Annotated in this window: 19 protein-coding genes; 5 read left to right on the top strand and 14 right to left on the bottom strand. The window is 65.8% G+C overall.

The genetic code is table 11. The annotated features are described in order from the left end of the window. Window positions 1–97: 97 nt before the first annotated feature. The 3 genes from corA to Q0907_RS14905 all read left to right on the top strand — a co-directional run bounded on the left by corA (window position 98) and on the right by Q0907_RS14905 (window position 3,539). On the top strand, window positions 98–1,111 hold the full coding sequence (gene corA, locus Q0907_RS14915) for a magnesium/cobalt transporter CorA (RefSeq protein WP_296278808.1): 1,014 nt from the start codon (window positions 98–100) through the stop codon (window positions 1,109–1,111). A 112-nt stretch (window positions 1,112–1,223) separates the two neighbouring features. Then, window positions 1,224–3,311: a carbon starvation CstA family protein gene (locus Q0907_RS14910; RefSeq protein ID WP_299346267.1), complete on the top strand. Its 2,088-nt coding sequence runs from the start codon at window positions 1,224–1,226 to the stop codon at window positions 3,309–3,311. 3 nt (window positions 3,312–3,314) lie between these two features. Next, on the top strand, window positions 3,315–3,539 hold the full coding sequence (locus tag Q0907_RS14905) for a CstA-like transporter-associated (seleno)protein (RefSeq protein WP_142123676.1): 225 nt from the start codon (window positions 3,315–3,317) through the stop codon (window positions 3,537–3,539). A gap of 64 nt (window positions 3,540–3,603) precedes the next feature. Here Q0907_RS14905 and Q0907_RS14900 read toward each other — a convergent pair whose 3' ends face one another. The 3 genes from Q0907_RS14900 to Q0907_RS14890 form a co-directional block, all read right to left on the bottom strand. Next, window positions 3,604–4,845, bottom strand: coding sequence for a DUF819 family protein (locus Q0907_RS14900; protein WP_299346362.1), 1,242 nt, complete (start codon window positions 4,843–4,845; stop codon window positions 3,604–3,606). Window positions 4,846–4,876: 31 nt separating this feature from the next. After that, window positions 4,877–6,943, bottom strand: a complete 2,067-nt coding sequence (locus tag Q0907_RS14895; protein WP_299346264.1) for a S9 family peptidase — start codon at window positions 6,941–6,943, stop codon at window positions 4,877–4,879. 93 nt (window positions 6,944–7,036) lie between these two features. After that, on the bottom strand, window positions 7,037–8,986 hold the full coding sequence (locus Q0907_RS14890; RefSeq protein WP_299346261.1) for an oligopeptide transporter, OPT family: 1,950 nt from the start codon (window positions 8,984–8,986) through the stop codon (window positions 7,037–7,039). 112 nt (window positions 8,987–9,098) lie between these two features. Here Q0907_RS14890 and Q0907_RS14885 point away from each other — a divergent pair, with 112 nt between their 5' ends. Beyond that, entirely contained in the window at window positions 9,099–10,910 is a 1,812-nt protein-coding gene (locus Q0907_RS14885) for an oligopeptide:H+ symporter (protein WP_299346258.1), read from the top strand. Between the two features lie 49 nt (window positions 10,911–10,959). Here Q0907_RS14885 and Q0907_RS14880 read toward each other — a convergent pair whose 3' ends face one another. The 6 genes from Q0907_RS14880 to Q0907_RS14855 all read right to left on the bottom strand — a co-directional run bounded on the left by Q0907_RS14880 (window position 10,960) and on the right by Q0907_RS14855 (window position 16,987). Then, window positions 10,960–12,966, bottom strand: coding sequence for a S9 family peptidase (locus Q0907_RS14880; protein WP_299346255.1), 2,007 nt, complete (start codon window positions 12,964–12,966; stop codon window positions 10,960–10,962). Window positions 12,967–13,034: 68 nt separating this feature from the next. Next, entirely contained in the window at window positions 13,035–13,922 is an 888-nt protein-coding gene (rfbD, locus tag Q0907_RS14875; RefSeq protein ID WP_299346253.1) for a dTDP-4-dehydrorhamnose reductase, read from the bottom strand. Then, window positions 13,919–14,476, bottom strand: coding sequence for a dTDP-4-dehydrorhamnose 3,5-epimerase (gene rfbC, locus Q0907_RS14870; RefSeq protein ID WP_299346250.1), 558 nt, complete (start codon window positions 14,474–14,476; stop codon window positions 13,919–13,921). Before rfbC ends, rfbD begins: the two co-directional genes overlap by 4 nt. Then, complete coding sequence (rfbA, locus tag Q0907_RS14865; RefSeq protein ID WP_299346247.1) at window positions 14,473–15,360, bottom strand: glucose-1-phosphate thymidylyltransferase RfbA; 888 nt, start codon at window positions 15,358–15,360, stop codon at window positions 14,473–14,475. The genes rfbC and rfbA overlap by 4 nt, the downstream gene beginning before the upstream one ends. A 12-nt stretch (window positions 15,361–15,372) precedes the next feature. Beyond that, window positions 15,373–16,428, bottom strand: coding sequence for a dTDP-glucose 4,6-dehydratase (gene rfbB, locus Q0907_RS14860; RefSeq protein WP_299346244.1), 1,056 nt, complete (start codon window positions 16,426–16,428; stop codon window positions 15,373–15,375). Between the two features lie 61 nt (window positions 16,429–16,489). Further along, window positions 16,490–16,987, bottom strand: a complete 498-nt coding sequence (locus Q0907_RS14855; RefSeq protein WP_299346241.1) for a single-stranded DNA-binding protein — start codon at window positions 16,985–16,987, stop codon at window positions 16,490–16,492. A 153-nt stretch (window positions 16,988–17,140) separates the two neighbouring features. Between Q0907_RS14855 and Q0907_RS14850 the strand changes: the two genes are divergently transcribed. Then, on the top strand, window positions 17,141–18,139 hold the full coding sequence (locus Q0907_RS14850; RefSeq protein WP_299346238.1) for a polyprenyl synthetase family protein: 999 nt from the start codon (window positions 17,141–17,143) through the stop codon (window positions 18,137–18,139). 16 nt (window positions 18,140–18,155) lie between these two features. On the opposite strand, the gene Q0907_RS14845 is transcribed toward Q0907_RS14850, so the two are convergent. The 5 genes from Q0907_RS14845 to Q0907_RS14825 form a co-directional block, all read right to left on the bottom strand. Further along, the gene (locus Q0907_RS14845; RefSeq protein WP_299346235.1) at window positions 18,156–18,938 is read right to left on the bottom strand and encodes a dienelactone hydrolase family protein; all 783 of its coding nucleotides are present in this window, start codon (window positions 18,936–18,938) and stop codon (window positions 18,156–18,158) included. A gap of 71 nt (window positions 18,939–19,009) precedes the next feature. Then, complete coding sequence (gene murD / locus Q0907_RS14840) at window positions 19,010–20,413, bottom strand: UDP-N-acetylmuramoyl-L-alanine--D-glutamate ligase (protein ID WP_299346232.1); 1,404 nt, start codon at window positions 20,411–20,413, stop codon at window positions 19,010–19,012. After that, entirely contained in the window at window positions 20,394–21,749 is a 1,356-nt protein-coding gene (gene murL / locus Q0907_RS14835) for a UDP-N-acetyl-alpha-D-muramoyl-L-alanyl-L-glutamate epimerase (protein ID WP_299346229.1), read from the bottom strand. The genes murD and murL overlap by 20 nt, the downstream gene beginning before the upstream one ends. Then, entirely contained in the window at window positions 21,746–22,240 is a 495-nt protein-coding gene (locus tag Q0907_RS14830) for a hypothetical protein (protein WP_299346226.1), read from the bottom strand. Before Q0907_RS14830 ends, murL begins: the two co-directional genes overlap by 4 nt. Next, on the bottom strand, window positions 22,224–24,854 hold the full coding sequence (locus Q0907_RS14825; RefSeq protein WP_299346223.1) for a bifunctional aspartate kinase/diaminopimelate decarboxylase: 2,631 nt from the start codon (window positions 24,852–24,854) through the stop codon (window positions 22,224–22,226). Before Q0907_RS14825 ends, Q0907_RS14830 begins: the two co-directional genes overlap by 17 nt. Window positions 24,855–24,862 lie beyond the last annotated feature (8 nt).

Below are 24,862 nucleotides of genomic sequence, written 5' to 3'. Positions count from 1 at the left end.
ATCAGCGATGTACTGGACCGGCCATCGCGACTGACGTCGCTCCCACAACAGCGGACCGGGCTTGTCGGACGCGGCTCCGTGGCGCACGATTCCCGCCATGAATGATCTCGCGACCGTCGACACGAAGCCCGCCCTGCCCCAGTGCGTCATCAACTGCGTGGTATACGACAAAGGCGGGAAGCGACGCGATATCAGCCTGGACGAGATCAGCGATGTGCTGGCCGTCGACGACGGCAGCTTCATCTGGGTGGGCCTGTACGAACCGGCGGACACCATCCTGGAGAAACTGCAGGAGGAGTTCTGCCTGCACGACCTTGCCGTCGAGGACGCGCAGAACGCACACCAGCGACCGAAGCTGGAGGCCTACGGCAACTCGCTGTTCGTGGCCGTGCATACCGCGCAGGTGGTGGACGACCGCATCAGGTTCGGCGAAACCCACGCCTTCCTCGGCCCGCGCTACCTAGTGACCGTGCGCCACGGCGCGTCGCTGTCGTATGCGCCGGTGCGCGAGCGCGTGCAGCGCGAACCCGACCTGCTCGCGCTCGGTCCGTCGTATGGACTCTATGCCGTGCTCGACTACATCGTCGACAACTACCGGCCGATCATCGACCAGTTCAAGCAGACGCTGGACACGCTGGAGAAGGACATCTTCGCCGACACTTATCGCCGGGTGACGGTGGTGAAGCTGTACGAACTGAAGCGCGAGCTGACCCAGATGCGGCTGGCGGTGGCGCCGTTGCAGGACGTGCTGGCGCAGCTGACCCGCTCGCAAAGCACGCTGATTCCCGAAGAAGTACGGCTGTACTTCCGCGATGTGCAGGACCACGTGCTGCGCGTCAACGAGTACACGGACACGCTGCGTGAAATGCTGACGACGGCGCTCAGCGTGAACCTCTCGCTGGTGACGCTGGCCCAGGGCGAGATCGTCAAACGCCTGGGTGCCTGGGCCGCGCTGCTCGCCGCGCCCACCCTGATCACCAGCTGGTACGGCATGAACTTCGAACACATGCCGGAACTCGGCGGACGCTTCGCCTACCCCGTCCTGATCGCGGGCGTAGCGCTGGCGTGTTTCGGCCTGTACCGACTGTTCAAGCGCTCTCGCTGGCTCTGATGCCAGTACGCCTGCGGACTGCGACCAAAGTCGAAGGCTGAATCGGCCATTACGGATTGACCGGCCTCCTGCATGGGGCGACCCTTGTCCCGACTTGTCGGAGGGTTCCCGAATGAACGGTTTTTCCAAGATCGGTTGGGCAGCGCTCGCGCTGCTCGGCGCGGTGTGCCTGGGCGTGGTGGCACTGCGCCAGGGCGAGCAGATCAGCGCGCTGTGGATCGTCGTGGCGGCGGTGTCCATCTACCTGGTGGCGTACCGCTACTACAGCCTGTACATCGCGAAGAACGTGATGGGGCTGGATCCCACCCGCGCGACCCCCGCCCACATCCACAACGATGGCCTGGACTACGTGCCCACCAACAAGCACGTGCTGTTCGGCCACCACTTCGCCGCCATCGCCGGCGCTGGCCCGCTGGTGGGCCCGGTGCTCGCCGCGCAGATGGGCTACCTGCCCGGCATGCTCTGGCTGATCGCCGGCGTGGTGCTTGCGGGTGCAGTGCAGGACTTCATGGTCCTGTTCATCTCCAGTCGCCGCAACGGCCGCTCGCTCGGTGATCTGGTCCGCGAGGAAATGGGCCAGGTCGCCGGCACCATCGCGCTGTTCGGCGCCTTCCTGATCATGATCATCATCCTGGCGGTGCTGGCGATGATCGTGGTGAAGGCGCTGGCCGAAAGCCCGTGGGGCATGTTCACGGTGATCGCCACGATGCCCATTGCGATCTTCATGGGCATCTACATGCGCTACATCCGCCCGGGCAAGATTGGCGAGATCTCGGTGGTCGGCATCATCCTGCTGCTGCTGGCCATCTGGTTCGGCGGCAAGGTCGGCGCGCATCCCACGTGGGGCCCGGCGTTCACCTTCACCGGCACCCAGATTACGTGGATGCTGATCGGCTACGGTTTCGTCGCCGCCGTGCTCCCCGTGTGGCTGCTGCTGGCGCCGCGCGACTACCTGTCGACCTTCCTCAAGATCGGCGTGATCGTCGCGCTGGCCATCGGCATCGTCATCGCCAGCCCGGAAGTAACCTCGCTGAAGATGCCGGCGTTCACGCAGTTCGCCAGCACCGGCGATGGCCCGGTGTGGAAGGGCGGCCTGTTCCCGTTCCTGTTCATCACCATCGCCTGCGGTGCGGTGTCTGGCTTCCATGCGCTGATTTCCTCGGGCACTACGCCCAAGCTGCTGGCCAACGAAACGCATTCGCGTTACATCGGCTACGGCGGCATGCTGATGGAATCCTTCGTCGCCATCATGGCGCTGGTCGCGGCTTCGATCATCGAGCCGGGGGTGTACTTCGCCATGAACAGCCCGGCTGCGGCCATCGGCACGACCGCGGTGGACGTGGCCGCGAAGGTCAGCAGCTGGGGCTTCGTGGTGACGCCGGAAATGCTGACGCAGACCGCGCAGAACATCGGCGAAGGCACGATCATCTCGCGCGCCGGTGGCGCACCGACGCTCGCGGTTGGCATCGCGGTGATCCTGCACGACGCTCTGCCGGGCGGCGACGCGATGATGGCGTTCTGGTACCACTTCGCCATCCTGTTCGAAGCGCTCTTCATCCTGACCGCGGTGGATGCGGGCACGCGTGCCGGCCGCTTCATGCTGCAGGACCTGCTGGGGAACTTCATCCCACCCCTGCGCAAGACGGATTCCTGGGGTGCGAACGTCATCGGCACCGCCGGCTGCGTCGCGCTGTGGGGTTACTTCCTGTACCAGGGCGTGGTGGATCCGCTGGGTGGCATCAACACCTTGTGGCCGCTGTTCGGCATCGCCAACCAGATGCTCGCCGGCATCGCGCTGATGCTGTGCACGGTGGTGCTGTTCAAGATGAAGCGCGACCGCTACGCGTGGGTCACCGTCGTCCCCGCGATCTGGCTGCTAATCTGCACGACCTACGCGGGGCTGATCAAGATCTTCGATAGCAACCCCGCGGTCGGCTTCGTCGCGCAGGCGAAGAAGTACCAGGCGTCCATCGCCGACGGCCAGCTGCTCGGCGCGGCCAAGAGCATGAGCCAGATGCACCAGGTGGTGATCAACAGCTACGTGAACACCGGCCTGACCGTCCTGTTCCTGTTCGTGGTATTCAGCGTGCTGCTGTATGCGGTCAAGGCGATCCTGAAGGCACGCGCCAGCAACGTGCGTACCGATCGCGAGTCGCCGTACGTCGCGCTGACCGACGAACAGCAGAAGGCCTGGCTGTAAGCCATGGGCACTGAACTCGTTCCGCTCTCGCACTTCGCCACGCACAAGCGTGTGTGGCGGAGGCTGGTGCAGACCGCGCGGCTATGCTGCGGCGTGCCGGACTACGACAACTACGTCCGGCACGTGCTGGAGAAGCACCCGGACCGCGAGCCGATGGACTACAAGACGTTCTTCCGCGAACGACAGGAAGCGCGATTCGGCGGCAGGAGCGGGTTCCGCTGTTGCTGAAGCAGGCACCGGCTGCATTGCCCGTTCAATGACCACCCCTCCGAAGAAGGGCGGTCATTGTTGATCAGCCGCCAGCAAGCGCCTGCAACATCAGCCCCGTCATGTAAGCGCAGTAAGTACCCAGCACGTACCCCAGAACCGCAAGCAGTACACCCACGGGCGCCAGCGCAGGATGGAATGCGCTGGCGACGACCGGCGCGCTGGCGGCCGCACCGATATTGGCCTGCGAGCCGACGGCCATGAAGAACAGCGGGGCGCGAATCAGGCGCGCGACCAGCAACATCAGGCTTGCGTGCACCGCGATCCAGATCAGGCCAAGAAGCAGCAGGAAGGGCTTGTTGGCCAGTGCTTTCAGATCCATCTGCATGCCGATGGTTGCAATCAGCACATACAGGAAAACCGTGCCGATCTTCGATGCACCGGCGCCCTCGAGTTCACGCGCACGGGTCAAGCTGAGCACCACACCCACGGTCGTGGCGATCACCACCAGCCAGAAGAAGCGCGAATCCAGGCTGTAGTCCTGCAACCGCCATTCGGCAGGCAACGATGTGATCCACGCAACCAGTGGCTCGGCGAGGAAATGCGCGAATCCGGTCGCGCCGATCGCCACGGCAAAGATCAGCATGAGGTCCGTCGTCGACGCGATCCGTGCATGCTGTGCCTGGTAGCTCGCCATCCGCTCCTTGAGCGTTTCGATCGCCGACGTGTCCGCCTTGAGCCAGCGATCCCAGAACGCCGTCCGCGACGCCATGAACAACAGGGTCGCCATCCAGACGTAGCCCACGATCACATCGACCGCCGCGAACTGTCCGAACAGGGTGGCGTCGACTTCGAACACCTCCTTCATCGCTGCCTGATTGGCGCCGCCGCCGATCCAGCTTCCGGTCAAGGTGGTCATCCCGCGCCACGTTTCGCCTGCGACCGTTTCCGGATGGATCACTCCCATTGCGGTAAAACTGACCAGCGCACCCAGCATTACGCCCACGGTGCCGGTAAGGAACATCACCAGCGCCTTCGGACCGAGCCGGGCGATGCCACGAATATCCATCGACACGCAGAACAGCACCAGCGACGCCGGCAACAGATAGTCGCGCGCCATCGGATACAGGTTCGAGCCTGCACCATCCACAAGACCGAAGCTGTTGGCGATGGCCGGCAACAGGTAACAGGGCAGGATCGCGGGGACCACCGAGTAGAACTTCTTCCAGACCCCCTTTTCGCGGGAGGCGCTCCAGAAAACGAAGCCCAGGATGATCGCCAGCAATCCGAGGACGGCGGCGTCGCCAGTGATGACGGCAGCATTGATCTGCTGCCCCTCTGCGGGTGCTGCCATGCATTTACTCCCCGATGTGCTGCTTCAGCCACGCATTGACGGTGTCGTGCCACAGGATGCTGTTCTGCGGCTTGAGCACCCAGTGGTTCTCGTCGGGGAAGTACAGCAGCTTGGATTCGATGCCCTTGCGCTGCAGCGCGGTGAACGTGGAAAGGCCCTGGTCCACCGGCACGCGGTAGTCCTTCTCGCCCTGCACCACCAGCATCGGCACTCGCCACTTGGCGATGTGGTTGACCGGATTGAACTTCTCGATGTTCTTCGGCACGTCGTACGGGGTGCCGCCGTTCTCCCACTCGGTGAACCACAGCTCCTCGGTGACGTAGGCCATCGAGCGGATGTCGAACACGCCGTCGTGGTTGACCAGACACTTCCACGGCTCGTTCCAGTTGCCGGCGATCCAGTTGATCATGTAACCGCCGTAGCTGGCGCCCAGCGCGCACGCGTTCTTGCCGTCGAGGAAGGCGTACTTCTGCTGCGCCGCCGCCCAACCCTTCTGCAGGTCTTCCAGCGGGCGGTCGCCCCAGTGCTGGCTGATCGCATCGGTGAAGGCCTGGCCGTAACCGGTCGAGCCGTGGAAATCGATCATCACCACCGCGTAGCCCTGGCCTGCGTAGGTCTGCGGGTTCCAGCGATAGCTCCAACCGTTGCCGAAGCTGCCCTGCGGGCCGCCGTGGATCAGGAACGCCACCGGGTATTTCTTGCCTTCCACGTAGTCGTGCGGCTTGACCACGTAACCGTGCACGGTCTCGTTGTTCCAGCCCTTGAAGTTGAACTGTTCGAAGTCGCCAAAGCTGACATCGCCGAGGGCTTCCTGCGCACTCGGCGTGATCGCACGCAGCGGCGCGCCGGACAGCGTCGTCGTGAACAGCTGGTCGCCGCTCTTCAGCGTATTGCGGGTCAGCGCCAGCGTGTCGCCGGCGATGTCGAAGGCGGAGATGCTGCCTTCGTCCACGACCGACTTCACCGCGCCGCTGGCGACGTCGACGGCGAACAGCGGATGCTGACCCACGTCCTGCGCCGTGGTGTAGATCGTCGCGCCGTCCTTCGACAGCGCGATGCCGTCGGCGGAGCGATCCCACGACGGCGCGATCTCGCGCACCTGCTTCGAGGCCAGGTCCATCGCCATCAGGCCGAAGCGGTCGGCTTCGAAACCCGGACGCTTCATTGCGCGGTAATACAGCGTGTTGCCGTCGGCGCTGAACACCGGGCCGGTGTCCCACGCAGGGTTGGCGGCGGTCAGGTTGACCGGCGCGCTGCTGCCGTCCGCGGCAATCTTGTACAGGTCGAAGTTGGTCGACCACGCCTCGCCCTTGCCGGCGACGCGCACCGACGCCACCACCGAGGCGCCGTCCGGCGACCAGGTGTACTCATCGGCGCCACCGAACGGCTTGGACGGCGCGTCGCCATCCAATCGGTCCGTCAACGACGTGGCCGTGCTCACGGCCTTGGCCTTGGCACCCGGCAGCGCCGCCACGAACAGGCGGCTGCGGCGGCCGTCGGCCCAGGTATCCCAATGGCGGACGAACAGGCCGTCGTAGACCACGCCGGTGCTCTTCTTCGCCGCGGTGGCGTCGAGCTTCTTCTGCGTGCAGGCGAAGTCCGCCTTGCAGTCGGCGAAGGTGTCGGCGCTGAACAGCACGCGCGTGCCGTCCGGCGACAGCTTGTAGCTGGCGACGTCCAGCGCAAACGCCGTCAGCTGGCGCGGCGTGCCGCCGGCGACCGGAATCGAATACAGCTGCTGCACACCGGACTTGCCGCTGAGGAAGTAGATCGTCTTGCCATCTGGCGAGAACGACGGCGAGTTGACGCTCCAGCCCTCCGGCGTCAACCGCTTGGGCGGTGCCATATCGCGGGTCAGCAGGTTGCGGATCCACAGACTGCTGCTGGCCTTGACCACCTCGGCATCGACGATGCGCTTGGCGAACACGACAGTACCACCGTCCGGCGAAAGGACCGGCGACGAGACGCGGTCCAGCTTCTGCAGGTCGCGCACGTCCAGGCCGCGGGCGGCGGCGAGCGACGGCAGCGCTGCCAGCAGGCAAAGGGGCAACAGGGCGGATTTCAGCTTCATCCGGGGCTCCGGCAACAGGGAAACCCCGATGGTAGGCGCTAAGCGCGCCGGGGCGCAAAGGCGTGAGGTCACGCCCTTGCGCCGTGTGTTGGCTTAACGGGGGCCGGGTTCGGCGTCGCCCAGCGCCTTCGACTTGGCGCCGGTGCGGTAGATCAACCAGCCCACTGCCAGCAGGACCGCCAGACCCACCATCTGTCCGAAATGGAATTGCTCCGGCAGCGCAAGCACATCCGCTCGGCCGCTGACCACGATGGGGATCGCGATGAAGATGCCCATCAGGGCCTCGCCGGTAATAAGGCCGGCCGAGAACAGGACACCGGGACGATGAACGCGATCGCGGACTTCCTCCTCCGCCCCAACCACGCCATGGCGGCGCTCGACCAGCCAGGCCAGCAGACCGCCCAGGAAGATCGGCACCATCAATTCCAAGGGCAGGTAGATACCGATCGCGGCGGCCAGAACGGGGACGCGGAAGCTGGAGTTTCGAGCTTTCAGCCAGCCGTCGAACGCAATGATGAAGGCACCGATCACCGCGCCCGCCCCTATCATTTCCCAAGGCAGATGCCCACCGAACATCCCTTTCGCGACCGAAGCCATCAGTGTGGCCTGCGGCGCCTGCAGCGAGCCCGGGCGTGTCGGATCGCCGATACCGTACGCCTGGTCCAGCAGGTTCAGCACCGGCGCCATGATGAGCGCGCAGGAGAATGCGCCGATGCCCAGCATCAACTGCTGCTTCCAAGGAGTCGCTCCGACCAGATAGCCGGCCTTCAGATCCTGCAAGTTGTCGCCGCCTACCGCCGCTGCACAACAGACAACGGCGCCGATCATGATGGCCGCCACGGCACCGATCTTGGAGTCGCTGCCAAGAAGGAACATCAGCACGACGGATGCGAACAGGATCGTCGCGATGGTGATGCCAGATACCGGGTTGTTCGAAGACCCGACCAGACCCGCCAGATATGCTGACACGGAGACGAACAGGAAGCCTGCGACGATCATGATCACCGTCATCGGCACGCTGACCAAGAAGTTGCCGACGATCGCCTGGTAGAGCGCTAGCAGCGGCAGCACGAATAGCACCAGTGCGATCAGCATCCACTTCATTGGCAGGTCGCGCTCCGTCTCGGCCACGTCGGCGCCGCCGGAGCCCGCGCGGGCGGCCGCGATGCCGCTCTTGACGCCGGAAAGAAGCGACTTGCGCAGCGAGAACAGCGTCCAGATACCGCCGATCAGCATGGCGCCGACACCAAGGTAACGAATCTTCTCGGCACGGATGATCGCAGCGGCTTCTGCGGCCGTCTTGCCAGCGACCTGCATCGCCAGAGCAGGATCCGAGTTCAGCAGAAACGCATGGTAGAACGGGATGGCCACGTTGTAGGCCAGGATGCTGCCCGACAGCACGACAATGCCGATGTTCAAGCCGACGATGTAACCGACGCCCAGAAGCGCAGGGGACAAGCCGGTGCCCATGTAGCCAAGGTACTTGCCGAAAAAGCCTGCACCCGCCGCATTGTCGGGAATCATCCGGAAGCCACTTTCGGCGGCCAGCTTGACCAATCCGCCGATGCCTGCCGACAGGCCGAGGATTTTCAGACCGGGGCCAGGGTTCTCACCGGCCTTCAACACTTCGGCCGCGGCCTTGCCTTCGGGGAACGGTAGCGGCTCCTCGACAATCATCGAGCGGCGCAGCGGTACCGAGAACAGCACGCCCAGCAGGCCGCCCAGGCCGGCGATCGCCAGCACCCAGGAATACTGGAAGTCCTGCCAGTAGCCGAGGATGATCAGCGCGGGAATCGTGAAGATCACACCGGCCGCGATCGACGAACCGGCGGAGGCGCCGGTCTGCACGATGTTGTTCTCAAGGATCGTGCCGCCGCCCAGCAGGCGCAGCACGCCCATCGACACGACCGCCGCCGGGATGGCCGTGGCAATAGTCAGGCCTGCGAACAGGCCCAGGTAGGCGTTGGCGGCCGACAGCACGACGGCCAGCACGATGGCCAGCACGACGGCGCGGAAGGTAAGTTGCGGGGTCCCCGAGCTCATTGCATGTTCCCGAATTGCGGAAAGCCGACACGCTAGCGTCCGCTGCCCGGCAAGTCCAGCCGGAACGCTCGCCGTCGCTATACTCGCCGCGGAATCCACGCCGGAGCGGCCCTTGACCCCCCTCGCCCCCGCGGCCACTGGCCGCGACGACTTCCTGGGCCACCCCAAGGGGGTCTACGTCTGCTTCTTCACCGAGATGTGGGAGCGCTTCTCCTTCTACGGGATGAAGGCGCTGCTGCTGCTGTACCTGACCAAGTACCACCTGTTCGCCGACGGCGCGGGCTACGACCTGATCGGCGCCTACGGCGGACTGGTCTACTGCGTGCCGGTGATCGGCGGCGTGCTGGCCGACCGCTGGCTGGGCATGCGCAAGGCGGTGGTCTTCGGTGGGTTGCTGCTGGTGGCCGGCCATGCCGGCATGGCGCTCGAAGGCGCGGCGGCGACCATGGACGCTGGCGTGGTCACGCGCGATGAAGGCGCGTTGCGCACGATGTACCTGTCGCTCGCGTTGATCGTCATGGGCGTGGGCTTCCTGAAACCCAACATCACCGGCATCGTCGGCCGGTTGTATCCGGTGGGCGACCCGCGCCGTGATGGCGGCTTCAGCCTGTTCTATGCGGGCATCAACCTCGGCGCGCTGCTCGCTTCGCTGGTGTGCGGCTATCTTGGCGAGACACTGGGCTGGAAGTACGGTTTCGGCGCCGCTGGCATCGGCATGCTGCTGGGCCTGGCGATGTTCCTCTGGGGCCAGCGCTACCTGCAGGGCCACGCCGAACCACCCTCGCCCGCGGCACTGCGCGTAGCGGTATTGGGAGTTCCACGGGAATGGCTGATCTACGCGGGCGCAGCACTGGGCGTGCTGCCCGTGGCGTGGCTGATGTGGGCGGCGGCCAACGGCGCGTTCGCGCTGGGCGGCGAATTCTCGCTAGCGCTAGCGCTGATGCTGCTGGTGCTGGCCACGGTGCTGGCGTGGTTCCTCTGGTTCATCACCACGCAATGCACGCCGGTGCAGCGTCGCCAGATGCTGGCGCTGATGGCGCTGATCTTCATGTGCCTGGTGTTCTTCACCCTGTACGAGCAGACGTATGGCTCGTGGGTGATGTTCACCGACCGGATGCTGACGAAAGACCTGTTCCCGTCATTGGTACAGCCGGCATCGGTGGTGGTCTGGTCGGATAGCGTTACCGCGAACATCGCGCTCTTCCTCGGCAGCGCGCCGTGGTCCACCTGGGCGCTGGTGGCGATGCCGCTGTCGTTCGTGATCGCGTCGCGCTGGTCGGAGCGGAGCACGCGCACGGGGCCGCCGCGCGCCTTGTTCCTCGGCACGGCCGCGCTGATGGTGGTGCTGGTGCTGCGCGACTCGTTGGTGCTGCCGCAGACGGCCGGCTCACTGACCTACCTGGGTGCGATGTTCCTGGTGGTGCTGGCGCCCGTATTCGCGTGGCTGTGGGCCACGCTGGGGCGACGCGGCCTCGATCCGTCCAAACCGGTGAAAGGCGCGCTGGGCCTGTTGTTCGGCGGCCTGTCCTTCATCCCGCTGGCACTCGCGGCGCAACAGGTGGGTGACACTGGCGTAGTCGCGAGCGTGTGGTGGCTGGTGCTGGCCTACCTGTTGCTCGAGATCGGCGAGATGTGCCTCGCCCCGGTGAGCCTGGCCGCCGTCACCGAACTGTCGGTGCCGCGCGTGGTGAGCTCGATGATGGGTATGTGGCTGCTCGCCACTGCATTCTCGGAAACGCTTGCCGCACAGTTCGGCAAACTTGCCGCGATGGATATTCCGGACGATGGCGCACTCGATATCGCGCACGCGGCCACCGGCTTCGCCGACCTGTTCTGGCTGATGATGTGGATCGGCCTGGGATGCGCCGTCATCGCGCTGCTGGCCTCGCCGTGGTTGCGACGGGCGATGCGCACGACGGACTGACCGGTCTTGCGATCGTACGGGCGGCGGATGGCCGCCCGTACAGGATGTCCTACTTTGCCGTTGCGCCACCGAGATGGCGACTGAAGAACGCCAGCAGCTTCGTGTAGTAGTCGCGCTGGTTTTCTTCCTTGTAGTAGCCGTGACCTTCGGTGCGGTAGTAAACCGCTTCCACCGGCACGCCCGCCGCCTTCAAGCGACGTTCCATCAGTTCGGTGTGCTGGACAGGCGCGCGCTCGTCTTCACCGCCCGCCGCAAGGAACACCGGCGCCTTGATGCGGTCTGCCATGTTGGCCGGTGACACGGCCGCCACGTCCTTCGCTTCCCCTATCCAGTCGCGCAGGTAATTGCGACCCGATTTCGCTTCGCGGATGTCACCGCGCGTATGCATCATGGTCAGGTCATAGACGCCGACGTTGCCAGCGGCGCATCGATACAGATCGGGCTCCTTCGCCGCGCCGGTCAACGCTGCGTATGCGCCGTAGCTCGCGCCATAGATGCAAATCCTCTTCGCATCCGCGACACCGGTCCGGACTGCCCAGCGGGTCGCATCCGTCAGGTCGTCCTGCATGGCGCCGCCCCACTGGCGGGCGCCGGCTTGACGGAAGCCGCGCCCGTAGCCGCCCGAGCCGCGGAAATTGACCTGCAGCACAGCGTAGCCTGCGGCGGCGAGCATCTGTACGTCGCCGTCGAATCCCCAGCGGTCGCGAATACCGTAAGGTCCTCCATGTGGATACACGACGAGCGGAAGATTCTTGCCGTCGGTCCCTACGGGCAACGTCAGGTAGCCATGCAGGACGAGACCGTCGCGCGCCTTGAGCTGGATCGGCGTCATCGGCGCCAGCCGCTCGGGGTCGAGCCAGTCGCGACGACTCAACAGATAATCCATCTTCCGCGCCGCGACATCGAAGACATAGAAGTCGCCCGGATTCCGATCCGAAGACACTTGCACCAGCGCCAGCTTGCCGTCGCGCGTCACGGAGGTGATTTCGACAAACTCGTTCGGGAACGCCTCCTCCACGCTCTGCAGCAATCGGGCTTCCGGATGCTGGGGATCCAGCGGAAGCACGTCCGGCTTTCCGTCGAAGAACACGGCGGCCATCGGGCTCCCGGTTCTGTCATGCGCATGCAGGACCGCATCCGGATCGACATTCGCGTTACGCAGCACGTCCTTGCGCTCACCGGTGGCGACGTTCCAGGCGATGATCGCGTCCGTCCCATCGGCCCGTTCCACGTTGAGATAGGCCACGCGGGGATCCGCACCGAAACCGAGCGGGAGCTCCACGCGGGCGGTATCCAGTTCGTCGTTGATGCGCTGCCATTCCTTCCCGTCACCCTCCCGGTAGTAGAGCTGGCTCGCGTTTTCGACGGTCCTACCATACGCGAACCGAACGACACCCGAGCCATCAGTCAGGAAGTCAGATTCCTGCACGGGCGCGCGCGCGAGCAGCACGCGACGACCGCTGTAGACGTCCATTTTCTCCGCACGCGTATAGGAATGATCTCCGAACGGGCGGATCATGACGACGACATTCCGGTCGTCATCGGGAAGCGTATCCACCAGGAAGCCCGCGACGGCCTCCGCCTTCTTTGGCTGGATGCGCGTTGCGACCCCTTCGGCTTCGACCCGGTACCCGAGCAGGTTCTCCTTCTTCGACCCGTCGGCATTCATTGCATACAGCTCACCGGTGAGCTGCGGCAGGTCGAGTGAACCGAGCTTCTGGGCGACCGAGAACATCACACGGTCGGGGTTGACCCACCAGAAATCCGCCACGTGGTTGTTCTTGCCCAACGACGCGGCGGCCAACACGCGATTGTCCTTCCGGCTCAGGACCACGAGTCCCGTCCGGTCTTCCTTCTGCACGGTGGCCGCCAGGAATTCGCCATCGGGCGACAGCTTGATGTCGGTGAAGGCATCCTTGCGGACAAACGGCCCGATATCGATAACCGTAACCGCGCCCACCGGCATGGCCACGACGCACACGCAGACCATGACGGCCCCACGGACCATCTTCGAAAACATCCCCATACTGCCTCCCCAGGCCACGAAGAAGCTCATCGTTCCACAGCCACGACGCGCATTCAACGGCGACGGGAAAGCCCTGCCACCTGCAGGACCACGCGATCTCAGCCCGCGAGTACCTTTCGCAGACCCTCGCGCCAGTCCGGCATCGCGTATCCGAGGCGTCGCTCCAGCTTGCCGACGTCGAGGCAGGAGTAAGCGGGCCGCCGCGCGCGCGTCGGATAGTCGGCCGTCGTGATCGCGACCACGCGGGGCGCGCGTGGGATCAGCCCCTGCGCGATCGCCTCGTCGAAGATGGCTTCGGCGAAGCCGTGCCAACTCGTCTCGCCCTGCGGAGTCAGGTGGTAGGTGCCGGAAACGGCATCGCCTTCTCTCAGCAGCGCCGCCGTCACCTCCGCGATCAGGGTTGCGGGTGTCGGTGTCCCGATCTGGTCGGCCACCACGCGCAGTTCGTCGCGCTCTGCACCCACCCGCAGCATGGTGCGCATGAAGTTGTGCCCATGCTGGCCGTACACCCACGCCGTGCGCAGGATCAGATGCGCGCCGCCGGCTGCCCGCACGGCCTCCTCGCCCGCCAGCTTGCTTGCGCCGTATACGCCCAACGGGGCCACGGCATCATCTTCGCGATAGGGACGCGTACCCTGCCCGTCGAACACATAATCCGTCGAGTAGTGCACGAACGGAATGCCGCGGGAGGCGCAAGCACGCGCCAGTACGCCCGGAGCGTCTGCATTGGCGCGAAACGCCGCCGCCTCGTCGTCTTCTGCCTTGTCCACCGCCGTGTAGGCCCCCGCATTGACGACGGCGATAGGCGCGATCCGTTCCACCAGATCGGCGAGCGTGTCGGGCCGGTCCAGGTCGGCCATCTCGCAGGCGCTTCCATCAGGCAGCGCGCCCGACCGGGTGGTCGCCACTATCGGTCCCAACGTTGCCAAGCTGCGCCTCAACGCATGTCCAACCTGCCCGTTGGCGCCAAGCACCAGGATCGTCATGGCATGAACGTCGGCAGGCGATCCGGCGCGATGTCCGCCAACAGGGGAGCCACTGCGTCCTTGGCCGACAACTGCGGATCACTCACGGGCCAGTCCACGCCGATCGCGGGATCGTCCCAGCGCACGCTGGCATCTGCGGCCCTGTCGTATACCGCCGTACAGAGATAACTGAAGATGGCCCGCTCGGAGACGACGGCGAACCCGTGCGCGAAGCCTTCCGGAATCCAAAATTGCCGTTTGTTCTCGGCGCTCAACATCACGGCTGCCCACTGCCCGAAGGTGGGGGAGCCGCGGCGGATGTCGACGGCCACGTCGTAGGCTTCGCCTTCCAAAACACTGACCAACTTTCCCTGCGGGTTTGGCCATTGGTAGTGCAGGCCTCTTAGTACCCCGCAGAATGAAGACGAAACATTGCTCTGCACGAACTTCGCAGGCAAGCCATGACGGTCAAAACGTGCAGCATTCCAAGCTTCAAAGAAGAACCCGCGCTCATCGCCAAACACGGTCGGCTCGACAACGACGCAACCGGGCAGCTTCGTCTCAACGATGTTCAATGAGCTGAACCCCGTCCAGCGAGAGACAACAAGTATTGTCCATACCCATTCTTAGACAGAGGCAGCGCCAACTTCTCAAGCTGCCCGGCATTGATCCAACCATTTCGGAAAGCTATTTCCTCAGGGCAGCATACCCGCAAACCCTGTCGAGCCTCGATCGTCTCTATGAAACTTGAAGCTTCCAGAAGCGACTGATGAGTTCCCGTATCAAGCCATGCGTGGCCACGCCCCAAGGGCTGCAAATGCAAGCTCTTTGCCTCGAGATAGATCCGATTGAGATCTGTTATTTCCAACTCACCTCGAGATGACGGCCTCAATGATGCTGCGTACTCACTTGCGTTGCCGTCGTAGAAATAAAGTCCTGTGACGGCGTAGTTGGAGCGTGGCTTGGCGGGCTTTTCCTCAATACCGATGAGACGGCCGTCGTTGTCGAACTCAGCAACACCATAGCGCTCAGGATCGTTAACCCGGTAGCCAAAAACGGTAGCACCCTCTTCCCGCGCATCAGCTTGACGAAGCATCTCAGTGAACCCGTGCCCATAGAAGATGTTGTCGCCCAGCACCAGACAGCTAGGCTTGCCATCCACGAAGTCGCGACCGATCAGGTAGGCTTGCGCCAGGCCATCCGGGCTCGGCTGAACGGCATACTGGATATCCATGCCCCATTGGTACCCGTCGCCCAGCAACGCCTTGAACAGCGCCGTTTCGTGCGGCGTATTGATCACCAGCACTTCGCGGATGCCCGCCAGCATCAGCACGCTGAGCGGGTAATAGATCATCGGCTTGTCGTAGACCGGCAGCAGTTGCTTGCTGATGGCCTGCGTCAGCGGATACAGGCGGGTGCCGGAGCCGCCCGCCAGGATAATGCCCTTGCGCTTTGTCATCGTCGTCCTCCCTTACGCGGCCGTGCCGATGCGTTCCAGGCGGTAGCTGCCGTCCAGCACGCGCTTCACCCAATCCTGGTTGGACAGGTACCAGTCGACGGTCTCGGCGATGCCCTGTTCGAAGGTGTAGTCGGGCTCCCAGCCCAACTCGTCGCGCAACTTCGATGCATCGATCGCGTAGCGCCGGTCATGGCCAGGCCGGTCGGCGACGAAGGTGATCTGGGTGCTGCGGGATTGCCCATCAGCGCGCGGCACGCGTTCATCCAGCAACGCGCAGATCGTGTGCACGACCTCGAGGTTTTGTTTTTCGGCATTGCCGCCGACATTGTAGGTTTCGCCGACGCGCCCCTTCTCCAGCACCCGGCGGATCGCGCTGCAATGGTCGCCGACGAACAGCCAGTCGCGCACGTTCTTGCCATCGCCATACACGGGTAGCGGTTCACCCGCCAGTGCACGCGCGATGATCAGCGGAATCAGTTTCTCAGGGAAATGATACGGGCCGTAGTTGTTCGAGCAATTGGTCGTCAGGACCGGCAAACCATACGTGTGGTGGAAGGCCCGGACCAGATGGTCGGACGCAGCCTTGGACGCCGAGTACGGTGAGTTGGGCGCATAAGGCGTGGTTTCCGTGAACTTGCCGGTCTCCCCCAGCGATCCGTAGACCTCGTCGGTGGACACGTGCAGGAAACGGAAATTCCCGCGCCGCTCGCCCTCCAATGCCTTCCAGTAGTCGCGCGTCGCCTCCAGCAGTCCCAGCGTGCCCACCACGTTGGTCTGGATGAAGGCGCCGGGCCCGTCGATGGAACGGTCGACGTGGCTTTCCGCCGCGAAGTTGACGACCGCATCGGGGCGGTGCTCGGCGAGCAGTCGCGACACCAGCTCACGGTCGCCGATATCGCCCTGCGCGAATACGTGCAGCGGATTGTCCTGGAGGGACGCCAGGGTATCCAGGTTGCCGGCGTAGGTCAGTGCGTCGAGGTTGATCACCTTGATGCCGCTGGCGACGGCGCGCAGCACGAAATTCCCGCCAATGAAGCCGGCGCCGCCGGTGACAAGCCACGTCGGCATGTAATGCTCCTTAGTTCAGTGCAGATTGCTTTCCGTTCCGTTCCGTCGCGAAGCGCGATCCTCAGAACGGAATGTCGTCATCCGCGAAATCGTCCATCGGCGCCGGCTGCGAAGCGGGCGCAGGCGCGGAACGGCGCTGACCGCCGCCGCCCCCCTGGCTACCGTAGTCCTGGCGCGGCGCGCGGGCCGGGCGGTCCCCGCCCGTGCCGCCGCCACCACCGCCCTCACGGCCGCCCAGCATCTGCATCTCGTCGGCAATGATGTCGGTGGAGTACTTCTCCTGCCCATCCTGGCCGGTGTACTTGTCGTAGCGGATCGAGCCTTCCACGTACACCGAGCTGCCCTTGCGCAGGTATTCGCCGGCGATCTCGCCGAGCTTGCCGAAGAACACCACGCGGTGCCATTCGGTGCGCTCCTGCTGGTTGCCGTCCTTGTCCTTGCGCACGCTGGTGGTCGCCAGGCTGATGCGGGTGATCGCCATGCCACCCTGGGTGTAGCGGGTTTCTGGGTCGTTGCCGAGGTTGCCGACCAGGATGACTTTATTGATGCCGCGGGCCATATCGATATCCGTTCAGGGATGCCCGCCGAGCGCGGGCAAAGACCAGTGAAGTATACCCGTCGGGGTCCCGCCATCGGCCGCCGACCGGCTCACATGTAGGGCATTGCCGCACGCCAGACCTTATAATTACGTGACTTTCCGGCACCTTGCCCCATGTCCGTCGTCGATCCCCCCCGCTCCGCCTTGCCCCTTCCCGCCATCCAGTCGCTCGCGCAAGCGGACATGGCGGCAGTCGACGCATTGATCCGGGCGCGGCTGGCCTCGGACGTGGTGCTGATCAACCAGATCGCCGACCACATCATTTCGGCGGGCGGCAAGCGTTTGCGGCCCATGCTGGTGGTCCTGGCCGGGCTGGCCTGCGGGCCGAGCACGCCGGATCACCACCAGCTGGCGGCCATCGTCGAGTTCATCCACACCTCCACCCTGCTGCACGACGACGTGGTGGACGAATCCGACCTGCGTCGTGGCCGCAGCACGGCGAATGCCCTGTGGGGCAACGCGCCGAGCGTGCTGGTCGGCGATTTCCTGTACTCGCGCAGCTTCCAGCTGATGGTGGAACTGGACCGCATGGACGTGATGCGCCTGCTGGCCGACACGACCAACCGGATCGCCGAAGGCGAAGTGCTGCAGCTCCTGCACGTCCACAACCCCGACACCGACGAAGCCGCCTACCTGCGCGTGATCGAGCGCAAGACGGCCGTCCTGTTCGCGGCGGGCACGCAGCTCGGCGCACTGGCGTCCGGCGCCGACGCCGCCACCCAACGCCGCCTCTACGACTACGGCATGGCCCTGGGCTACGCCTTCCAGATCGCGGACGACGTGCTCGACTACACGGCTGACGCGGACGCGCTGGGCAAGAACCTCGGCGACGACCTCGCCGAAGGCAAGGCGACGCTGCCGCTGATCCATGCCATCCGCCGCTCGGACGCCGCCACGGCGGACCGTTTGCGCGCCATCGTGCAGGCCGGCGAAGCCGATGCCATGCCCGAGGTGCTGGCAGCGATCCGCGCCACCGGCGGCCTGGACTACAGCCGCGAACGTGCCCATCACTACGCGACACTGGCCGAGCAGGCGCTCGACGACCTGCCGGTATCCGACGCGCTCGCCGCTTTGCGCGGCCTGGCGCGCTACGCGGTGGAACGCGGGCACTGAGCGTGCCCGCGCGCGTTCACCGGGCGAACACTTCCCCGAAAAAGTCCGCCATCATCCGGTAAGCGCGCTTCGCCGAGGGCTCGTGGTAGACGCAGCCCGGCGGGTTCTGCGCATCGGATTCGGCGAAGCAGTGCACCGCACCGCCGAAGCTCACGAACTGCCAGTCGGCGCCGGCCTTGCGCATCTCGTCCTGGAAGGCGGTGATCTCCGCCGCGGATACGTAGGTGTCATCGCCGCCGTTGAGCACCAGCACCGGCGACTTCACCGGACCGCTCGCGGGCAGATCGGTGGCGAGCCCACCGTGCAGGCTGACCACGCCAGACAACGCATCGCCCGCGCGGACCAGTTCCAGCACCGTGCTGCCACCGAAGCAATAACCGAATGCACCAATGCGGGTCACGTCGACCAGTGTTCCGGGTTGCTGCTTCAGCACCTCGACCGCCTTCTGCACGCGCGCGCGTAGTTTCGGCCGGTCGGCGCGCATCGCGGTGGCCACCGGCCCGGCTTCGGCATCGGTCTTCGGGCGGATACCTTTGCCGTAGACATCCGCCACCAGCACCACGTAGTCGTCGCCGGCGACCAGGCGCGCCTTCTCGATCGCGGAGTCGTTCACACCCTTCCAGTTGGGCACCATCACCAGGCCGGGGCGTGGCTGCTTCGCCGCATCGTCGTAGACGAGCACGCCGGCGAAGGTGTCGCCGCCGATTTTCCATTCCACCGGCTTGGCCACGGGCGCCGCCTGCAGCAGGGGCGACCAGAGCAGGGACAACAGGCAGGGCAACAGCAGCGTGCGGCGCATGGCGCGTCTCCTTGTGGGGGCCTGCGAGTGTACGCCGGCGCGGTGCAGGCGGTTTGACGGCGCGTGCGGCGTCAGGCCAGGCCCAGCCCGGGGATTGCGGTGATGGCGTCCGGATCGAAGCCGGCGAGTTCGGCGAAGTGCCGGCCACGGGCCACGTAGTCGCGGTACTGGCCGAAACTGGGCGCACCGGGCGACAACAGGACGACGCCGTCGTCGCCCAGCGCTTCGCGCGCGGCCGCCATCGCCTCCCGCAATGTTTGCACGCCGATCAGCGTGAACCCCGCCTCGCTCGCTACGGGCGCCAGCAAGGCGTGGATACGCGGGCCGTTGGCGCCCATCGTGATGATGGTGGCCGGCGCGTCGCTGCGCATGTGCGAAGCGAAATCGGACCAGTCCACCCCACGGTCGTGCCCGCCCACCAGCAGCGCGATGCGCCGTCCGGCGAAGCACTCCAGCGCGGCGAGCGTGGCATGCGGCGTGGTGCTGATCGAATCGTTGACCCAGGTGATGCCGTCGCGCGTGCCCATCGCCTGCAGGCGGTTGGGCAACGGACGAAACGACTTCGCCTGCGCCGCCAGCGGCAGCGCATCGATGCCCCGGGCTTCCAGCGCGGTCAGCACGGCGCACAGGTTGCTGCGGTTGTGGCGTCCCGGCAGCGGCAGCGGGCGGGTGTCCATGACGAACACGTCGCCGCGATACAGGTCGTCCTCGCGCAGGTGCCAGCCCTCGGCATGATTGAACCAGCGCACGTCGCTGCGTGGCAGCTCAAGCGCAGCCAGGCGCGGATCGGCGGCATTGAGCACGGCGATGCGCGGGTGCGCAGCGATGACGAGCTTCAACTTGTCCTCGATGTAGCGCGCTTCGCTGCCGTGCCAGTCCAGGTGCTCGGGAAACAGGTTCAGCACGATCGCCACATCCGGTCGCGCGCGGCTGTCGGCCACATCGCCGGTCTGGTAGCTGGACAGCTCGATCGCCCATTCTTCCGGCGCCGGCTGCGGATCCAGCACTTCGAGCATCGGCAGGCCTATATTGCCGGCCAGCACCGTGCGCTTTCCCGCCGCGCGCAATAGGTGCGCGAGCAACGAGGTGGTCGTGCTCTTGCCCTTGGTGCCGGTGACGCAGAACGTGTGCGCGACCACGCCGTCGGCGCCCGCGTGTTCGCCGAACCACAGGCCGGTGCCGCCGATGAAACACGTACCTGCGCCCGCCGCAGCCATCGCCGTGGGCGTGTTCGGGCTGATCCCGGGCGACTTGATGACGATCTCGAACGCCGACAAGCGTTCGGCGGTCACTGCGGTTTCCATCGAGAGCAGCGGATCGCCCAGCGCCGCGGCCTCTGCGGCTTCCTGCGCGTTGCAGAACAGCGTCAGCGGCAGCGTGGGAAGCCGCGCGCGCACCACGTGATGGGCGGCGCGACCTTCGCGCCCCCACCCCCACAGCGCGACACGCCGTCCCTCAAGCTGCGAAATTCGCACGCAGGCGCTCCCACAGCGCAGCGGGGATGCGGTGCTCGCCGCCGATCTCGAGCAACGGCGCCACGACCAGTTCCGATGCTTCGAGTTGCGGGCGGATCTCGCGGTTGAAGCGCGCGACGATCACGTCCTCTCGCCATTCAGGCCGGTCACCCAGCGTCGCCATCGCCGCGCGCGATTCCTGGCCTTCGCCGACGCACTCGAACGGCTTGTGGTCCTGGTACTCCAGCAACGCGTCGAAGCCGCCCGTCTGGTTCGCGTCATCCAGGAGGTTGCGTCCGAAGATGCCGACCAGGCGCGGCTTGGGCATGAACGGCGCCAGCGCGAGGAATACGAAGTGGCACTTCGGGCACACACCGCACCAGCGGTTGGTGGGGCGTTCGCCGAGCAAGTGGAAATTGCGGTTGCAGCTCGAGAAATGCGCGTCGTAATGATCGGTGCGGGCGAACTGCCGCGCCACCGCGAGCTCCGATAGCGGACGCAGCAGCGAGTAGTACTGCAGGTCGGCGGCCACGTGCGACTGCACGTGCGCGCCGAACGCGCTCTCGAACGCCCAGCCCTTCGACCACTGGTGGTTCACCTCGCCGGTGCCCGGGATCATGCTGCCGTAGCTGGCCGAGCGCTCGTTCGAGAACACCACCTGGCCCACGCCGTGCAGCAGCGCCGCCAGCACCATGATCGCCGAGTTGATCGCGGTGACCGGGATGTGCCCGTTCCAAGCGCCCTGGCGGTTGTATTCGAACAGCTCCGGCGCCAGCGCGCGGCCGATGTTGAGCGTCGACAGGCCCGTGCGCGCCGCGCAGGCCGCGATCAACTGCGAACCGCCGATCCAGGTGACGGTCTGCTCGATGCCGGCACCGCGGAGCGCCTCGATGCTGACCAGCGAGTCCTTGCCACCGCCGATGGCGACCAGTGCGTGCTCGCGCAACCCCGCCGCCGGCGCAGCCGACGGAGCCTGGGCGCCGACCGGGAAGCGCACGCGACCATGCAGGCTCAAACCGTTCCGGTAGGCGAACTCGCCCAGGCCGTGCACGTACACCTGCTCCATCAGCACGGCAGTGGCCGCGTCGATCGCGTAGCCGTCGATGCGGATCTCGTTCGGAACGGCCGCCTTGTAATAGCTAACTCCGGTGATCAGGTGCAGCAGGCGCACCGCCTGTTCGACCGCCTGTGCGCGGGTGGCGTCCAGCGCGAACGGTGCGCCCGGGATAGTCACGGTCTCGGTCAGCTCCGGACCGTTGTCGAAGGCGTACACCAACCGCGCGACACCGGTCTCCGCATCGAAGGAACAGCGGACGAAACGGAAAGTGCGGATGCTGGATTTGTCGAAAGTCGTCATGCGTGATCCGGGGAAAGTGCGGCCCGTCGGCGCAGGTAGCGGCGGCAGGCGAAATATTCGATAGCGAACAACGGCGCAGCGCCGAACACTGTCGCGAGCAGCGAGCCGTAGAAGACCAGGACCGGCAGCCAGGCCAGCGCCTCGTCCGATCCGCCTGGGTGGCTGGCGGTCAACGAGTCGATCGCGATCGCGGTGACCGCCCAGGCGGACAGCGACAGCGGAAACAGCAGCAGCACCACCAGCAGCAGGCGCAAGGTCATGCCGCCCGCCTTCCAGCGTTGGCCCGCCCGCTGCGCACGCGCCTGCCATCGCGTGACGAACCAGGCGCCCAGCCCCACCGCCAGGAGTGCAGAGGGCGCAAAATGCAACGCCGCCGTGAACTCGGCGACGCCCGGCATGCCGCGATCCGCATCCATGAGCACCACCACCGCGATGCTCAGCAACGCGGCGGTCAGCAGGCTGGACAGGACGAACTCAGTGCGCGGCGACATCGCCAAACACCCCATCGATCACATCCTCCGCCGGCAAGCCGCGCAGGTTGTAATGGCTGGCCATCACGAACCCATACGCGCCGGCGTCGGAGAACAGCAGCACGTCGCCCTCGGCCGTCGCGGACGCGAGCTTGCGGCGCTTGCCGAAGATGTCGCTCGATTCGCAGATCGGTCCGACCACGTCGAACGGCCCCTGTTCGGTGTCGTCCAGACGCGACAGGTTGGCGACGTCGTGCCACGCGTCGTACAGCGCCGGGCGGATCAGCGTATGCATGCCCGCGTCGCTGCCCACGCGGCGGATGCCGAGCTTTTCCACGACCTGCGTGACGTGGGCCAGCAGGACGCCCGACTCAGCGACCAGGTAGCGGCCCGGCTCGATGACGAGCTGGTACGCCGGGTACGCAGCCTTGATCGCGGCCAGGCCCTCGCCCCACGCCGCCAGGTCGAAGGGCTCGTCGCCTTCGGCGTAGGGAATCGGCAGGCCACCGCCGATGTCGATCGTCTCGATGGTGCCGATCTGGTCGGCCAGTCCGCCGAGCTCATCGGCGATCTGGTTCCAGTGCTGTGCGCTTTCCACGCCGCTGCCCAGGTGCGCATGCAGGCCGACGACGCGCACGTCAATCGCGCGGGCCGCTGCGAGGAAGGCCTCCAGCTTGGCCAGCGGCAAGCCGAACTTGGACGTCTTGCCGCCGGTCTTCACCTTGTCGTGATGGCCGTCGCCGCGCCCCAGGTCGACGCGCAGCCACAGGCGGCGACCCCGGAAGATCTCGGGCCACTGCTGCAGCGCCTCGACATTGTCGAGGGTGACGTTGATGCCGCGTTCCAGTGCGAATGCGTACTCCTCGCGCGGCGCGAAGCTCGGCGTGAACAGCACGCGCTCCATCGGCAGCGAAGGCGCGATCTCGAACACGCGCTCCAGCTCGCCGCGCGACACGCACTCCAGGCCGAATCCTTCTTCCACCAGCGCCCGCAGGATGGCGGGATGCGAATTGGCCTTGATCGCGAAGAAACGATGATCGACGGCCGTGATCGCGGCCAGCGCGCGGGCACGGGCGCGGACGATGTCCAGGTTGTAGGCGTAGCGCGGCGTGCCGGCCCGCGCCAGCGACAGCAGCCGTTCGCGGGCGGCAGGCGCACTCCACCAGCGCACGCCGCGATGGCGGACCGCGCCGTTGATCTCGCGCCAGCTGGGGCCGAACACGCTGGCCTCCTCGACGGGCATGGCGCCGCTGTCGATCAACGCCTCGTGCAGCAGCGGCAGCATGCCGTCGGCATCAGCCTCGTCGATCACGAAGGTCAGATTGAGGTCGTTCGAAGACTGCGAGATCAGGTGCACGCGCTCGCGACCGAACATCGCCCACACATCGGACAGCTTGTGCAGCAGCGACCGCATGCCGCGCCCGACCAGGGTGATGGCCGTGCACGGTGCGATCACCTTCACCCGGCAGATCTCCGCTAGGTCGGCCGACAGCGCGGCCAGCACGTCGGTGTTCACCAGGTTTTCGCTGGGGTCCAGCGACACGGTGACGTTGGTCTCCGACGAACCGATCAGGTCCACCGAAAGACCATGCTTCTTGAAGCGCGCGAACACGTCGGCCAGGAAGCCGACCTGCTGCCACATGCCGATGCCTTCCATCGAGACCAGCACGATGCCGTTGCGGCGGCTGATCGCCTTCACGCCCGGCACGGTCAGGGCGTTGCCGTCGATGGTGGTACCCGGCAACTCCGGCCGCTCGGTATCGAGGATGGCCATTGCCACACCGGCATCGCGGCATGGCTTGATCGAGCGCGGATGCAGCACCTTCGCGCCGGTGGTCGCGATTTCCTGCGCTTCGTAGTAATCCAGTCGCGTCAGCAGGCGCGCATCGGGCACTTCGCGCGGATTCGCGCTGAACATGCCGGGCACGTCGGTCCAGATTTCCACGCGCTGCGCACCGAGCAGCGCACCGAAATACGCGGCGGACGTATCCGAGCCGCCGCGGCCGAGGATGGCCGTGCCGCCATCCGCATGCCGCGAGATGAAGCCCTGCGTCAGCAGCATCGTCGTCGGTTGGCCCGCGAACGCGTGGCGCCAGTCCTGGTCCGGCGCGGTGTTGCACGACACCGACAGCCGCTGCGCCCACGGACTCTGGTTCGGCAGGAAGTTCGCCTGCAGCCAGTGCCGCGCATCGACCCAGCCGAAATCCAGTCCCTGCGCGCGCAGGTAGGCCACGCCGAGCGTGGACGAGAGCAGTTCGCCCTGCCCCAGCACCTCGGCCTGCCAGTCGAGCGCGCGGCTCGCGGCGCGCGGATCGGTCAGCAGGTTGCGTAGCGCCGCCAGGCGGTCGCCGAGCACGGCATCGGCGTCCAGCTCGAGTTCCGAGAGGAATTCGCGATGGCGCTGTTCCAGTTTCGCCACGCGTTCCGCGCTGTCGGCCGCGCCGTCGGCGATGGCGGTCAGCTCGTTGGTGACGCCGGACAACGCCGACACCACGACCAGCACGCGCGCGCCCTGTTCGTCCGCCCGCTGTTTCGCCAGTTTGCCGATCGTGTTCCAGCGATGGCGACGCGACACCGAGGTGCCGCCGAACTTGAGGACGATCCAACGATCAGACGCAGGCGTGGCAGAAGGCATGGATAGAA

The organism is uncultured Pseudoxanthomonas sp. (assembly GCF_947498795.1).
GTDB lineage: Bacteria > Pseudomonadota > Gammaproteobacteria > Xanthomonadales > Xanthomonadaceae > Pseudoxanthomonas_A.
This window is presented reverse-complemented; position numbering and strand designations above follow the sequence as displayed.

Excerpts from the sequence above, each read along its gene's own strand:
- rfbB (WP_299346244.1), bottom strand. The coding sequence starts at position 16,428 with ATGCCGACGTGGCTTGTCACCGGCGGCGCCGGCTTCATTGGCGGGAAT.
- Q0907_RS14895 (WP_299346264.1), bottom strand. The coding sequence starts at position 6,943 with ATGAAGCTGAAATCCGCCCTGTTGCCCCTTTGCCTGCTGGCAGCGCTG.
- rfbD (WP_299346253.1), bottom strand. The coding sequence starts at position 13,922 with ATGACGATCCTGGTGCTTGGCGCCAACGGGCAGGTTGGACATGCGTTG.
- rfbA (WP_299346247.1), bottom strand. The coding sequence starts at position 15,360 with ATGACAAAGCGCAAGGGCATTATCCTGGCGGGCGGCTCCGGCACCCGC.
- Q0907_RS14905 (WP_142123676.1), top strand. The coding sequence starts at position 3,315 with ATGGGCACTGAACTCGTTCCGCTCTCGCACTTCGCCACGCACAAGCGT.
- Q0907_RS14830 (WP_299346226.1), bottom strand. The coding sequence starts at position 22,240 with ATGTCGCCGCGCACTGAGTTCGTCCTGTCCAGCCTGCTGACCGCCGCG.
- Q0907_RS14910 (WP_299346267.1), top strand. The coding sequence starts at position 1,224 with ATGAACGGTTTTTCCAAGATCGGTTGGGCAGCGCTCGCGCTGCTCGGC.
- Q0907_RS14855 (WP_299346241.1), bottom strand. The coding sequence starts at position 16,987 with ATGGCCCGCGGCATCAATAAAGTCATCCTGGTCGGCAACCTCGGCAAC.
- Q0907_RS14845 (WP_299346235.1), bottom strand. The coding sequence starts at position 18,938 with ATGCGCCGCACGCTGCTGTTGCCCTGCCTGTTGTCCCTGCTCTGGTCG.
- Q0907_RS14880 (WP_299346255.1), bottom strand. The coding sequence starts at position 12,966 with ATGAGCTTCTTCGTGGCCTGGGGAGGCAGTATGGGGATGTTTTCGAAG.
- corA (WP_296278808.1), top strand. The coding sequence starts at position 98 with ATGAATGATCTCGCGACCGTCGACACGAAGCCCGCCCTGCCCCAGTGC.
- Q0907_RS14890 (WP_299346261.1), bottom strand. The coding sequence starts at position 8,986 with ATGAGCTCGGGGACCCCGCAACTTACCTTCCGCGCCGTCGTGCTGGCC.
- Q0907_RS14825 (WP_299346223.1), bottom strand. The coding sequence starts at position 24,854 with ATGCCTTCTGCCACGCCTGCGTCTGATCGTTGGATCGTCCTCAAGTTC.
- murL (WP_299346229.1), bottom strand. The coding sequence starts at position 21,749 with ATGACGACTTTCGACAAATCCAGCATCCGCACTTTCCGTTTCGTCCGC.
- Q0907_RS14850 (WP_299346238.1), top strand. The coding sequence starts at position 17,141 with ATGTCCGTCGTCGATCCCCCCCGCTCCGCCTTGCCCCTTCCCGCCATC.